The following is a 12,886-nucleotide window of genomic DNA, read 5'->3' as shown; positions in this document are numbered from 1 at the left end:
GCACAATCCGGCGGGGGAGCGGGGGTATTCCCCTCGTTTCGCGGGAGGACGGGTATCGGCCGGGCGATGGCGCGAAACTGGACCCATGTGCCGCAGCATCAAGACGCTCCGACCGCCCGCCATCCCCGAGGACGCCACGGAGGAGGAGATCCGCGCCGCCGCGCTCCAGTTCGTGCGCAAGGTCTCCGGCTTCCGCGCCCCGGCCGCCCACAACCGCGAGGTGTTCGACCACGCGGTCGACGCGATCGCCGAGGCCACCGCCGAACTGCTCGCCGGTCTGGAGGTAAGAGGACGCTCCCGGGACGCTACTCCTGCGGTGCCGGGCGGCGCATGAGGTAGCCCGCGCCCGCGCCCGCCGCGAACAGGGCCGCCACCGAGACGCCCGTCGCCAGCCAGGTCGCGCCCAGCCACTGGCCGCCGAAATAGCCGAGGGCCACGCTGTACGCGGCCCAGGTGACACCCGCGAGCGCCGACCAGGGCAGGAAGTCGCGGGCGCGGCGACGGGCGGCGCCCGCGGCGAGGGAGACCACCGAGCGGCCCGCGGGCGCGAACCGGGCCAGGATCACCAGCGCGCCGCCGCCGCGCGCGAGTGCCGCACCGAGGCGTTCCTGTGCGCTCGTCAGCCGACGCGAGCGGGCGATCGCCCGGTCCAGTCGGGCGCCGCCGCGCCAGGCCAGGCGGTACGCCACCAGGTCGCCCAGGACCGAGGCCGTCGCCGCGCAGAGCGCGAGTGCCAGGACGCCCGGTACATCCGCGACCGCCGCGGTCGCCGCCGTGATGACCAGGACGCCGCTCGGCAGCACGGGCAGGAAGACGTCCAGCAGGACGGAAGCGGCCACCACGGCATAGATCCAAGGGGTGCCGGTCAGCGACCCCATACTCTCGAACACCCCGAACTCCCCGTCCGACTCCCCCGTAGGCAACTGCGTGCCGCGGTGTCGCGGGGAGCGGCAGGAGCGGCCTGTGACAGCCGCCCACCCTACGCGGCGCCAGTGACACGAGATGCGTCGGGGGCTGATGGGGCGTGCGAGCCCGCAGGTTGGGCCGCGGCAGCCCTAATCAATCCTTGCGAGTTCAACATTCGGCCATGGGTCCGACCCCGTTCGCGGTTCCGCTTCCGCCTCCGCCTCCGCCGTACGCAGAACCGCCCGCGCCACCGCGTCGGCGTCCGACAAGGTGACCGAGTCCACGCCGGGCCGGGCGCCCGCCGCGGTCACCCAGTGCACGCCCTCCGTGGGGACGCCGAAGGCGAATCGCCTCGGGTGCGCGGTGCCCTGGCGGTCGATCAGACGGTAGGGGCGCGGTGTGACGTCCAGGCCTCCGGTTTCGTAACCGTCCACGGTGTGCGGCCGGCATCCGCCCGTCCGGAACAGGGCCGCGAGGAGTGTGTCGGCGGTGCGCCGCAGATCCGGCTCCGGCAGCCGCGCCTCGACGAGTGTGCGGACGCGTACGGTCGAGCCCGGGACGTCGGGGGAGTGCGCGACCCAGGCCCCGGCCTCGTCCCGCACCTCCAGGCGCGGGCCCACGACCTCCAGGACACCCGCCTCGATCAGGGCGGTCATCTCCTCGATGCGCCGCCTGGGCGGACCGATGGACAGGAAGGCGTTGAGCGGGGTGTACCAGCGGTCGAGATGGTCCCGGCGGGAGGCGCCCGACAGACCGCCGTGGTCGACGATCAGCCGCACCTCGTTGCGCAGGTCGCGCAGCACGTCCAGGGCGGCCTTGAGCGGGCCCTCGACATTCCCGAGCGCGGCCTGTGCGGCGTCCTCGCGGAGGTGGTCGAGAAGCCAACTCCGCCATTTGGACACCGAGTCGAAGGTGACTCCCGTATAGGGACGGGAGATGCGGTCCCAGCACCAGCGGTCCGTACGGGATATGCCGAACTCGTCGAGCAGGGCGCTCTCCTCCGGGCCGCCGTGGCCTGTGGCGAGAAAGCGGTCCCGGAAGTCGGGTCGCCCGGCGTCCCGGCTGCCCAGCAGGGCCTCGTAGTAGACCGTTTCCACCTCCTTCGCCACCAACGGCCATATCTCCGCGAGGAAGTCCGGTGCCTCCCCGGAGTCCGCGCGCTTGCGGAACCGGGCTATGGCCTCGTCCGTCAGCAGCAGCGGCGCATGGCGGCCGTAGGGGCCCTTCGCGTTGTCGCCGCGCGCCTGGTACGGAACGCCGCGCCGCGAACCGGCGTACAGTCGCGGCTCGCGGCCCGAGGGGCGGTAGCGCAGCCCGTCGGCGGTGCGGACGAAGCGGCCGCCGCGGCCCGTCGTCAGCAGGGCCATGTGGTCGAAGAAGTTCAGGCCCAGGCCGCGCAGCAGGACCGGTTCGCCGGGGGCGAGCGGGGAGAGATCGACGTCCGCGGGGTTGGCGGGCGGGATGTGACGCAGGCCGTGGCGGGCCGCGTGCGCCGCGAGCCGTTCGTGGCCGGGGTCCGGGACCGTGGGGAGGTGCCCCTGGGCGAGGACCACGGCGGACAGACCGGTCAGGGTCCGGCCGGTGGAGAGGGTGAGCGTCTGACGGCCGTCGGGTGCGTCGTCCAGGCGTATCGCGCGGGCGGTGTGCACCTCGACCCGCAGGGCGTCCGGCGCGCCGTCCACCACGTGGGCGAACACCCACTCCAGGTAACGGCCGTACTGGGCGCGGGTCGGGTAGTCGTCGGGACCCAGGGCCTTCCCGTACGCCTCCGCATCCCCCTCCGCCCGGTTGTCCCGCGCCCACTCATGCAGGCTCGGCCCCGGCCGGACGGGCCCCGCGCACTCCACGCTCTCGTCGGTGAACAGCGTCACCTGGCAGGCCACCGTGTTCATCAGCAGCTCCGGCGACTGCGCTGTGCGCCAGACCCGCCCCGGTCCCGGCGGCGCCGGGTCGACGACGTGCACCGTCAACCGCGCCCCGGGCGGGAGCAGTTCGGGCGCGGAGGCGCAGAGGCGTTCCAGGACACTCGTGCCGCGCGGACCCGCGCCGACGAGGGCGACGGAGACCGGCACGGGTTCCATGGTCGCGGCAGACAAAAGGGTGACTCCCGGGCGTGTGGGGGACGCATATGGCAGCGGACCGTCCCTTGGAAGCGGACGGTCCGCCTCATCATGCCGGGGTGGGCCACGGAAACCAACGCGCGTCCCACACGCCCCAGTTGTCCCTCATGGGGTGGTCAGGGGTGACTCCTCCACGGTCGTCAGCGCCTCCGTCGCCCCGTACGGTACGGAACGACGGAGACGAGGGGGAGAGGCGGGCCGGGGATCAGCAGCTCGCGAGGTAGCTCTGGAGGGCGCTCTTCTCGGCCGAGTCGACCGAGAGGTCGTAGTAGTACTTCACCTGCACCCAGGCTCGGACGTAGGTGCACCGGTAGGCGGTGCGCGACGGCATCCAGGTGGCCGGGTCCTGGTCGCCCTTGGACTGGTTCACGTTGTCCGTGACGGCGAGCAGCTGCGGACGGGTGATGTCGTTGGCGAAGGCCTGGCGCTCCGAGGTGGTCCACTGGCTCGCGCCGGAGTCCCACGCCTCGGCGAGCGGGACGAGGTGGTCGATGTCCAGGTCGGAGGCGGCGGTCCAGGTGGCGCCGTCGTACGGGGAGTACCAGCTGCCGCTGGTGGCCGCGCAGGAGGAGTCGGTGACGACGTTCGTGCCGTCCCGCTTGAGGATGTACTCGCGGGTGTTGCAGGTGCCGCTGATGGTGATCCAGGTCGGGAACAGGGAGCGGCTGTAGCCGGTGCGGTCCTCCGTCGCCACGGTGAGCGAGGCGAGGTAGGTGCGGGCGGTGGCGGCGCTGACCGGGGTGGGGAGCGCGGCGGAGGCGGTCGGACCGTTGAAAAGTCCGACGGAGGCCATGACTCCGGTAAGCGCCGCGAGTATGCTCAGGCGTCGACGCGCGTAGACCTTGGGCATGCGAACTCCCTTGTGGGGTGGGGGTTTTGGGGTGCGGGCGAAGGAATGCTCGCGGGGGGTTGTTGCCGTCAGGTGTGTGTTAGGTAAGAAGCTAGTGACGCGTACATGACAAAACAAGGGCCCGGTGTGACTTTCGGCTCAGCGGGACCCGCCCGGCGGTCGCGTACGATGGACGGCGCAGAAGGGGAGTAGCTCTTCGCCGGACCGTCGACATACTGCTCAGCCAGCCTGAGCCGGCGCCCGGAGGCGGACCCACCCTGTGGATCCGCCAGCGAGACCTTCGGCAAGCAGTGCACGCCCGTGCCGTACGGCACGGGTGAACCGTGTGCTGCCGTGCCGAGGTGTCGCAGCAGTCACAGCAGTCGCAGCACTCTCGGTGGGGCAGCCCCGACCGATTGAGGAACCTTGATCAGCATCACCGTCCTGGCGCTCGTCTTCGGCGTCGTCTTCCTGGCCGAGCTGCCGGACAAGACGGCCCTCGCCGGACTCGTCCTCGGCACCCGCTACCGCGCCTCGTACGTCTTCGCCGGTGTCGCCGCCGCCTTCGCGCTGCACGTCGCGCTCGCCGTCGCGGCGGGCAGCGTGCTGACCCTGCTCCCGCAGCAGATCGTGCACGCGCTCACCGGAGTGCTCTTCCTCGGCGGCGCCGCCATGCTGCTGATGAAGAAGGACGACGGCGACGAGGAGATCCGCAAGCCCGAGAACCAGAGCTTCTGGAAGGTGTCGGCGGCGGGCTTCATGCTCATCCTGGTCGCCGAGTTCGGCGACCTCACCCAGATCATGACGGCGAACCTCGCGGCCCGTTACGACGACCCGCTGTCGGTGGGTCTCGGCGCGGTCCTCGCGCTGTGGGCGGTCGCGGGCCTCGGCATCGTCGGCGGCAAGGCGCTGATGAAGAGGGTGCCGCTGCGGCTGATCACGAAGGTCGCGGCGCTGCTGATGCTCGCCCTCGGGGTGTGGAGCCTGTACGAGGCCGTCGCGGTGTGACGGGGTGCGGTGGCGTGAGGCGGAGCCGTTTTGTATCGTGGAGAAACAAAGTGGCTCCCGCTCGCTTTCCCTGACCGGCGGGCGGGGCCGCCTTGTCCCCAGGGGTGCCCGCCGGCCCCCTTCCCGCGCTCTGGAGCCATGCCGATGACGGCCACGACCGTTCTCACCGCCCGCGCCCTTCTCCTGGACATGGACGGCACCCTCGTCAACTCCGATGCCGTCGTGGAGCGTTGCTGGCGGCGCTGGGCCGAGCGGCATGGGCTGGACGCCGACGAGGTCATGAAGGTCGTGCACGGACGCCAGGGCTATGCCTCGATGGCCGTCCTGCTGCCGAACCGCCCCATGGAGCAGAACCACGCCGACAACGCCCGCATGCTCGCGGAGGAGACCGCCGACATGGACGGCGTGGTCGAGGTCCCCGGCGCCGCCGCGTTCCTCGCCTCCCTCGCCGGCCTCCCGCACGCCCTCGTGACCTCGGCGGACGTGGCGCTGTCGACCGCGCGCATGGCTGCCGCGGGTCTGCGGCTGCCCGACGTGCGGATCACCGCCGAGTCCGTCGGCGCGAGCAAGCCGGACCCCGAGGGTTTCCTCAAGGGCGCCGCCGAACTGGGCGTCGCGCCCGAGGACTGCGTCGTGTTCGAGGACTCCGGCGCGGGTATCGCCGCGGGGCGCGCCGCCGGGATGCGGGTGGTGGGCGTCGGCCCCCGGGCCGCGCTGCACCGCCCCGACGTCCTGATCCGGGACCTACAGCGGGTACGGGCGGAGGCCGCCGCCGACGGGACGATCCGAGTGCACTTCGGCTGACCGGGCGGTCGCCTCGGCTGACTGAGCGGTCACCTTCGGCAGCCGGATGCCCGCCGCCGACGGCTCCGCTGTACCGCCTGGGCCCTGTCGTCGAATTCCCGCGGACCGTTCCGTCCGCCTACGGCTCGGTCGTCTCCGACTCCAGCTTCGTCCGCGTCGCCGGCCCGTACACGCCCCACTCGTCTCCCGTGATGCCGCGGGAGAACTGGTAATTACGGACGGCGTTCTCCACCTGGCTGTCGAACCTGCCCTTGGCGGGGCCGGAGTACAGGCCGATCTGAGTCAGGCGGAGCTGGAGTTCCTTGACCTCGGCATTGTTGTCGCCGCGGCGCAGGACCGGGCCGATGGGCTGCTCGTGGCTGCTGGACGGCGTCGGCGACGGCGAGCCGCCGGCCGGCGCGGTCGTCGGCGCCTGGCTCGGCGTGGGCGAGGAGGACGGGCTCGGCGACGTGCTCGACGGCGAGGGCGACTCGCTGGCGCTCGGCGACGGCTTCCCGCTCGCCGACGACGATGCCGACGCCGAGGCGGACGCCCGGGCCGCCGGTGCCGACGATCCGCTCGACGGCGACTTCTCCGGCAGGGTCGCCCGTACGTCCTGGGGCAGCGCCGCCTTCCGCTCCGGAGGGTCGTACGAGAACAGCCCGCTGGCGAACCCCGCGGCCGCCACGACCGCGACGACCGCTCCACCTGCCGCCAGCAGGAGGGTCCATCGCCGACGCCTGGGGACCGGTGGCTCCTCGCCCGCCGACGCGGAGGTGCCGGGCACGTCCCGTACGGTTCCGAGCCGCATGGTCTCGTCCGCTGCGGCGGCGCCCGAGAACGCCGCCGTCCCGTCCGGCACGGCCGCGAGCGATACCGTCTCGGCCGCGGCCGCCCTGTCCGGGGTGTGCTCCTGCGGCACGGCCGTCAGCCGCATCGTCTCGTCCGGGGCCGCGTCGTGCGCCGGTGCGTCGGTTTCGCCGTCCACGGTGGGGGCGCCCAGCCCCACGTACGGCCTGATCCGCAACGGATCGAAGTCCTCCGCCGCTGCCGCCTCCGCCGTACGCGCGTCCCGGAGCGCGTCGGACGCCCGCCGGGTGCATCCGCACGACGGCGTGCCGTCCGGCCGCCGTGGCGCCCCGCACTCCGGGCAGGCCTGTCCGTTCGTTCCGTTCACGCTTGGGTCCCCTCCCCACCGAATTCCAGAGATTATGCAGATCTCCCCCACAGAATCTCCCGGTGACCCCCGGAATCTCCGCTTCCCATCGGTACTCAACAGGCCATAACCGGCCACACCGACCACGATGAGAGAGCACGATGGACGAGACCCCCGAGGCCGCGCGGAGCGTGATGCCCGGGCCCGGTCCGTCAAGTCCGTACGACTGTCCATGGGAGGTCGCCATGACCGGTGACGCAGAGGGCGGAGCGGGAGAGGCACCGGAGGCCGAGATACGCGGGCCCGGGACCGGTGCCAGTGCCGGTGCCGGCACCGATACCGGCTCAGGCGGTCCCGTCGTGGGACGGCACGCCGCGCCCGGTGACGAGGGCGTGCACGGCGGTGTCCTCGTCTCCATCGGAGCGCTGCTGCTGGGCATGCTGCTCGCCGCCCTCGACCAGACGATCGTGTCGACCGCGCTGCCCACCATCGTCAGCGATCTCGGCGGTCTCGAACACCTGTCGTGGGTGGTCACCGCCTATCTGCTCGCCTCGACCGCCGCGACCCCCCTGTGGGGCAAGCTCGGCGACCAGTACGGGCGCAAGAGGCTGTTCCAGGCCGCGATCGTGATCTTCCTGGCCGGTTCCGCGCTGTGCGGAATGGCGCAGAACATGCCCGAACTCATCGCCTTCCGTGCCGTCCAGGGGCTCGGCGGCGGTGGACTCATCGTCCTGTCCATGGCGATCGTCGGGGACATCGTCCCGCCCCGGGAACGCGGCCGGTACCAGGGGCTGTTCGGTGCCGTCTTCGGCGCCACCAGCGTGCTCGGGCCGCTCCTCGGCGGCCTGTTCACCCAGCATCTGAGCTGGCGCTGGGTGTTCTACGTCAACCTGCCCGTCGGTGTCGTCGCCCTCGCCGTGATCGCGACGGTCCTGCGCATCCCGCGGAAGTCCGAACGGCACGTCATCGACTACCTCGGCACCTTCCTCATCGCCTCCGTCGCCACCTGTCTGGTCCTGGTCGCCTCCCTCGGCGGCACCACCTGGAGCTGGGCCTCGCCGCAGATCGTCGGCCTGGCGGTCCTCGGCGCACTCCTGCTCGTGGCCTTCCTGCTCGTCGAACGCCGGGCCGCCGAACCCGTCCTCCCGCTCAAGCTCTTCCGCGTGCGCACCTTCACGCTCTCCGCGGTCATCAGCTTCATCGTCGGCTTCGCGATGTTCGGCGCGATGACGTACCTGCCGACGTTCCTGCAGATCGTCCAGGGCATCACGCCGACCATGTCCGGCGTGCACATGCTGCCGATGGTGCTCGGCATGCTGCTGTCGTCCACCGCGTCCGGCCAGATCGTCAGTCGCACCGGCCGCTGGAAGGTGTTCCCGATCGCCGGTACGGGTGTCACGACCCTCGGCCTGCTCCTGCTGCACCAGCTCGACGAGCGCAGCAGCACGGCAGAGATGAGCGGCTACTTCTTCGTCTTCGGCCTGGGCCTCGGCCTGGTCATGCAGGTCCTGGTGCTGATCGTGCAGAACGCGGTGGCGTACGAGGACCTGGGCGTCGCCACCTCCGGCGCCACCTTCTTCCGGTCCATCGGCGCCTCGTTCGGTGTGGCCGTCTTCGGCACGCTCTTCGCGAGCCGGCTCGGCGGCCGGCTCACGGCGGCGCTCGCGGGGCAGCCGCTCCCGGCGGGCGTCACCCCGGACGCCCTGAAGGCCGACCCGCGCGGCATCGCGGCCCTGCCGGCCACCGTACGGCCCGGCGTCCTGCACGCCTTCGCCTCCTCCATCACGGACGTCTTCCTCTACGCCGCCCCGGTCGCCCTCCTCGGCTTCGTGCTGGCGTGGTTCCTGCGCGAGGACAAGCTGCGCGGCTCGGTGACCGCGCCGGACGTGACGGAGACACTGGCGAGCAACCCGGTGCAGCGTTCGTCGTACGACGAGGTGTGCCGGGCGCTGTCCCTGCTCGGCTCGCGGGAGGGACGGCGTGCGGTCTACGAGAAGATCACCAGCCGAGCCGGTTACGACCTGCTGCCCGCGGCGAGCTGGCTGCTGCTGCGGATCAAGAAGTACGGCTGGGCCGAGCCCGCGGTGCTCGCCGAGCGCAGCACGGTCCCGCTGAACGTGATCCTCGCCGCCGCGCGGCAGCTGGAGGAGCGGCGGCTGGCCGTACGCGAGGGACTCGACCTCGTCCTCACCGAGCAGGGCCGCGAGGTCGCCGAACGACTGGCCGAGGCCCGCGAGGAGTCCCTGGCCGAACTGCTCGGCGACTGGTGGGGGCCGGACCGCCCGACCGACCTGGTCAGGCTGGTGCAGGAACTGACCACGGAGATGTGCGGCTCGTACGCGGAACGCCCGCACAACAACGGACCGGGCACCCGCCCGCTCGGCCGGGCGGCCTAGACCCGGACCCCTTCGAGCCGCTTGCTGAACCAGTGCTCCGCGTACTCGTGGTCGTTGTACGGCTCGGTCTCCGTGTAACCGAGCCGCGCGTACAGGGTGCGGGCCTCCACCAGGTCGTTGCGGGTGTCGAGGACGATCCGCCGCGCGCCGAGCGCCCGGGCCGCGTCCTCGGCGGCGGCCACGAGGAGCGGGGCGCCGCCCCGGCCGCGCATCTCCTCGCGCACGAAGACACGCTTGAGCTCGGCGGTGGCCGCGTCCAGCAGCCGTACGCCCGCGGTCCCCACCGGCTCGCCCCCGTGCCGGGCCACCAGCAGCGTCCCGTTCGGCGGAGCCAGGTAGGCGCCGGTGTCCGCGGCGATCTCACGCTCCAGCTCGTCCGGGTCGGTCGTGCGCCCCTCGAAGCGTTGGTACCAGCGGTCGCTGACCTCCGTGTAATACGCCCGCCACAGTGCGGCGGCGACGGGAGAGTCATGGGGCTCCGGGGCGACGGTCCAGGTCATGACGGACATTCTCCGGAGCGGCCCCACCTGGCCCGCAACTGAATATGCGTGCCCTCCGGTTGTGCGCCCTCCGGCTCTGCGTGCCCTCCGGTCGGTGACCCGCGGCTCGTTTGGCGTCGGCCGTCGGGGCAACCCGGTCGGAAGACGGCCCGCCGGGCCGAGAGACCGGAAGGCAGCCATGTCCACAGGCTTGATCATCGCTGTGATCGTGATCGTGGCGATCGCCGTCGTCGCCGCGGCGGCCGTCCTGTTCCTGACCGCGCGGGGCACACGCGGCGGACAAGGTCTGGAGAGCCGCTTCGGACCCGAGTACGAGCGGACCGTGGCTCGGCACGACGGCGACACCGAGGCCGCGGATCGCGAACTCACCGAACGGCTGAAGCGGTACGGCTCGCTGCACGAGCGGCCGCTGGAGGCGGCCGAGCAGGAACGGTACACGGCGCGCTGGACAGCCGCGCAGGAGAGGTTCGTCGACTCCCCGAGGGAGGCGGTGAGCGAGGCGGACCGCCTGCTCGCCGAGCTGGCGGGCGCGCGGGGTTACCCCGACGGCGGCCGCTCCGAGGAACAGCTCGACGCGCTGTCCGTGTATCACGCCGACCACCTGGGCGGCTATCGCCGACTGCACCAGGTCGCGGGCGCCCCGGCTCAGGGCGCGGCCGGGAGCCGCGCGGGTACGGAGGAGATGCGCGCGGCCATGCTGGACGCCCGTGTCCTCTTCGAGGACCTCGTGACCCCCTCGCGCGGGAGGCAGTCGTCCGGCCCGACGGCGAAGACGCCCAGGCATGCCGCCCATCGCACCCAGGGGCGGTTCCATCTCCCGTGGGCGTTCCACAGGCAGCATGTGAAGGGGAGTTGAGGGTGATGACCGATCTGACACCGGGCGGTGACGCCGAGCGCCGTGAGCCGACCGGAGCACGACGGTTCGGCATGGAGGAGCCCCGGGAGGCCCCGGAGGCGCCGACCGGTCCGGGCGAGCGTGGGCAGACGGCCGAGACCCGGGCCGACAGGGCCGAGCGCGGTGAGGTCGCGGAGCCCGGGCCGGTCGGCGGTCGGCGGGAGGCACGGCTGCTGCCGCGCGAGGAGTACGACAAGTACGAGCTCCGGTTGCAGCACGCCGTCGGCGATTTCGTCGACGAGCCGCGGCACGCCGTCGAGGAGGTCGACCAGGTCGTGGAGGAGGTCGCCACACTGGTCAACGAGGCCGTGGCCGCGCGGCGGCGCACCCTGAAGGCCGCCTGGCAGACCACCGGCGAGGAAGCGCACGCCACCGCCGACACCGAGCAACTGCGGCTCGCCCTGCGCGACTACCGCGCGACGGCCGAGCGGCTGCTGAACATGTGAGCTGCTCAGCCGTCGGTCCCTGCCATCGAGGCAGCCGCAGCCGTCGGTCATGGAGGCGGGGTCGGCCCCGGACCATGTCCCGGGATCGACCCCGCTGCTCCTGCGCTCCTCAGTCCGCCGTCGGGCGGGCGGCCCGGCGCTCGCGCCACTCCCGTACGACCTCGTCGACGTCGTACGGCTTGAGGCCCAGCGGCGGTCCGGGTGGCGGCTTGAACATCATGTCGCGGATCTTCACATTGAGGTCCTCGACCAGCCGCCGTACCACCCGCTCGGACGGCGCCACCGCGGCCGCCGCCAACGTGTCCTCTGCCTCTTTGCGCAGGGCCAGCGTCGGCGGCAGGACCGCGATCCCCTCGCGGGCCATCTTGCGCTTGATCCACCACAGTTCGTCGTACTCCGTCTCCGCGACGGCCGGTGCCGGCTCGCCGGCGCCGGGGAGGTTCGCGAACTCCCCGCGTGCCTGGGCGTCACGGATCTGTTTGTCGGCGAAGGACTCGAAGCTCACGCCGGGTGGCTTGCGCTCGGTCATGCGTCCATTGTGCCGGACGTCACCCAAAGGGTCGATCGGGCGAATTATCATGCCGCCTCGGTACGCCAAACGGGCGAACCCGCAGGACACTTGACCGCCGCACTCAGGAGGAGCGCACGTGCTCGAACTCACCATGGCCTCGGTATCCGGGGCGGACGCCGGGTCGACGGCCGGCATGCTCATGGCCGACGCGCCCAGCGACCCGGGCACCGTGCTCAGGGTGGGCAGGGACAAGTCCGTGTGCCGGCTGGCGACGCCCGACGACTGGCTGTTCGTCTCGCGCGTCCACCTGGAGTTCCTGTGCGGTCCCGACGGCGACTGGCAGGTCACCTGGCTGCGCGGCACCCACGCCGAGCCCTCCTCCGAGGTGGTGCTGGCCCTGGCCGGGCACCCGGCCCAGCCCCTGCCCTACGGCGGCACGGTCAGGCTTCCGCTCGGCGGCTCGGGCGAGCTGGTGATCCAGGACCGCACCGCCCCGCGCAGCGTCAACGTGGGCTTCTTCCACGAGGCCTGAACGAGGCCCGAAACAAGGCCGGAAACGAGGCCTGAGACGGCCCGACGGTGCGCGCCGGCGTCAGGCGGCCACGACCCGCGCCAGCGCGAAACCGTCGTGCCCCTTGCTGCCCACCGTCTGCACCGCCGTGCCGCTCAATCTCGGGTGCGCGGCGATCAGTTCGAGCGCGGCCCTGGTCCCCCGCACGCTCGGGTCCTCGCTGCCCGCGTCGGTGACCTGGCCGCCGCGTACGACGTTGTCGAGGACGATCAGGCTGCCGGGGCGGGTCAGCTTGAGGGCCCACTCGATGTAGTGCGGGTTGTTGGCCTTGTCCGCGTCGATGAAGACCAGGTCGAACGGTTCCGGGTGTTCCTCGGCCAGCTTCGGCAGCGACTCCAGGGCCGGGCCGACCCGCACCTCGGTGATCCGGTGCAGGTCCGCCCGCTCCAGGTTGCGGCGGGCGACCTCGGCGTGCCGGGCGTCGTACTCAAGGGTGATCAGCCGGCCGTCCGCGGGCAGGGCGCGGCCCAGCCAGATCGTGCTGTAGCCGCCGAGCGTGCCGATCTCCAGGATGCGGCGTGCGCCCTGGAGCTGGGCGAAGAGCTGGAGCAGCTTGCCCTGGTTCGGCGCGACGTTGATGGCCGGAAGCCCGGCCGCGTCACTGTCCCGCAGCGCCGCGGTGAGCACCTCGTCGGCGGGGGCGAGAAGGGTGGTGAAGTACGCGTCGACGTCGTTCCAGAGATCTTGCGATGTGCTCATGCATCATGCCTTTCGTATCCCTAGTTAGATTTACTAACTAGCCTCCCTAACGAATGTAGCCGGGTG

Annotated in this window: 14 protein-coding genes; 7 read left to right on the top strand and 7 right to left on the bottom strand. The window is 72.0% G+C overall.

The window, feature by feature from the left end:
- The first annotated feature begins 85 nt into the window (after window positions 1–85).
- Window positions 86–334, top strand: coding sequence for a DUF2277 domain-containing protein (locus Q2K21_RS27980; RefSeq protein ID WP_310776292.1), 249 nt, complete (start codon window positions 86–88; stop codon window positions 332–334).
- Here Q2K21_RS27980 and Q2K21_RS27975 read toward each other — a convergent pair.
- The 3 genes from Q2K21_RS27975 to Q2K21_RS27965 all read right to left on the bottom strand — a co-directional run bounded on the left by Q2K21_RS27975 (window position 306) and on the right by Q2K21_RS27965 (window position 3,876).
- Window positions 306–890: a DedA family protein gene (locus Q2K21_RS27975; protein WP_310776288.1), complete on the bottom strand. Its 585-nt coding sequence runs from the start codon at window positions 888–890 to the stop codon at window positions 306–308. The genes Q2K21_RS27980 and Q2K21_RS27975 overlap by 29 nt on opposite strands.
- Before the next feature lie 165 nt (window positions 891–1,055).
- Window positions 1,056–2,987 carry an FAD/NAD(P)-binding protein gene (locus Q2K21_RS27970; RefSeq protein WP_310781283.1) on the bottom strand — a complete coding sequence of 644 codons (1,932 nt, stop codon included), beginning with the start codon at window positions 2,985–2,987 and terminating at the stop codon, window positions 1,056–1,058.
- Between the two features lie 244 nt (window positions 2,988–3,231).
- Window positions 3,232–3,876, bottom strand: a complete 645-nt coding sequence (locus tag Q2K21_RS27965; protein ID WP_310776286.1) for an HNH endonuclease family protein — start codon at window positions 3,874–3,876, stop codon at window positions 3,232–3,234.
- A gap of 405 nt (window positions 3,877–4,281) precedes the next feature.
- Between Q2K21_RS27965 and Q2K21_RS27960 the strand changes: the two genes are divergently transcribed.
- Complete coding sequence (locus Q2K21_RS27960) at window positions 4,282–4,863, top strand: TMEM165/GDT1 family protein (RefSeq protein ID WP_310776285.1); 582 nt, start codon at window positions 4,282–4,284, stop codon at window positions 4,861–4,863.
- Between the two features lie 138 nt (window positions 4,864–5,001).
- On the top strand, window positions 5,002–5,667 hold the full coding sequence (locus tag Q2K21_RS27955; protein ID WP_310776283.1) for an HAD-IA family hydrolase: 666 nt from the start codon (window positions 5,002–5,004) through the stop codon (window positions 5,665–5,667).
- Between the two features lie 118 nt (window positions 5,668–5,785).
- Here Q2K21_RS27955 and Q2K21_RS27950 read toward each other — a convergent pair whose 3' ends face one another.
- The gene (locus tag Q2K21_RS27950) at window positions 5,786–6,823 is read right to left on the bottom strand and encodes a peptidoglycan-binding domain-containing protein (protein ID WP_310776281.1); all 1,038 of its coding nucleotides are present in this window, start codon (window positions 6,821–6,823) and stop codon (window positions 5,786–5,788) included.
- A 224-nt stretch (window positions 6,824–7,047) separates the two neighbouring features.
- Here Q2K21_RS27950 and Q2K21_RS27945 point away from each other — a divergent pair, with 224 nt between their 5' ends.
- Entirely contained in the window at window positions 7,048–9,198 is a 2,151-nt protein-coding gene (locus Q2K21_RS27945) for an MDR family MFS transporter (protein ID WP_310776279.1), read from the top strand.
- Here Q2K21_RS27945 and Q2K21_RS27940 read toward each other — a convergent pair.
- Window positions 9,195–9,698 (bottom strand): GNAT family N-acetyltransferase, encoded by a 504-nt coding sequence (locus Q2K21_RS27940; RefSeq protein ID WP_310776277.1) that lies wholly within the window; start codon window positions 9,696–9,698, stop codon window positions 9,195–9,197. The genes Q2K21_RS27945 and Q2K21_RS27940 overlap by 4 nt on opposite strands.
- A gap of 178 nt (window positions 9,699–9,876) precedes the next feature.
- Between Q2K21_RS27940 and Q2K21_RS27935 the strand changes: the two genes are divergently transcribed.
- Entirely contained in the window at window positions 9,877–10,554 is a 678-nt protein-coding gene (locus Q2K21_RS27935) for a hypothetical protein (protein WP_310776275.1), read from the top strand.
- 5 nt (window positions 10,555–10,559) lie between these two features.
- A complete protein-coding gene (locus Q2K21_RS27930) occupies window positions 10,560–11,039 on the top strand; it encodes a hypothetical protein (protein ID WP_310776273.1) in 480 nt (159 codons plus the stop codon).
- 109 nt (window positions 11,040–11,148) lie between these two features.
- On the opposite strand, the gene Q2K21_RS27925 is transcribed toward Q2K21_RS27930, so the two are convergent.
- A complete protein-coding gene (locus Q2K21_RS27925; protein ID WP_310776271.1) occupies window positions 11,149–11,568 on the bottom strand; it encodes a DnaJ family domain-containing protein in 420 nt (139 codons plus the stop codon).
- 118 nt (window positions 11,569–11,686) lie between these two features.
- Between Q2K21_RS27925 and Q2K21_RS27920 the strand changes: the two genes are divergently transcribed.
- Entirely contained in the window at window positions 11,687–12,082 is a 396-nt protein-coding gene (locus tag Q2K21_RS27920; RefSeq protein WP_310776269.1) for an FHA domain-containing protein, read from the top strand.
- Between the two features lie 60 nt (window positions 12,083–12,142).
- On the opposite strand, the gene Q2K21_RS27915 is transcribed toward Q2K21_RS27920, so the two are convergent.
- Window positions 12,143–12,820, bottom strand: a complete 678-nt coding sequence (locus Q2K21_RS27915; RefSeq protein ID WP_310776267.1) for an O-methyltransferase — start codon at window positions 12,818–12,820, stop codon at window positions 12,143–12,145.
- Window positions 12,821–12,886: the final 66 nt, after the last annotated feature.

Source organism: Streptomyces sp. CGMCC 4.7035 (assembly GCF_031583065.1).
In the GTDB taxonomy this organism is placed as follows: Bacteria; Actinomycetota; Actinomycetes; order Streptomycetales; family Streptomycetaceae; genus Streptomyces; species Streptomyces yaanensis.
This window is presented reverse-complemented; position numbering and strand designations above follow the sequence as displayed.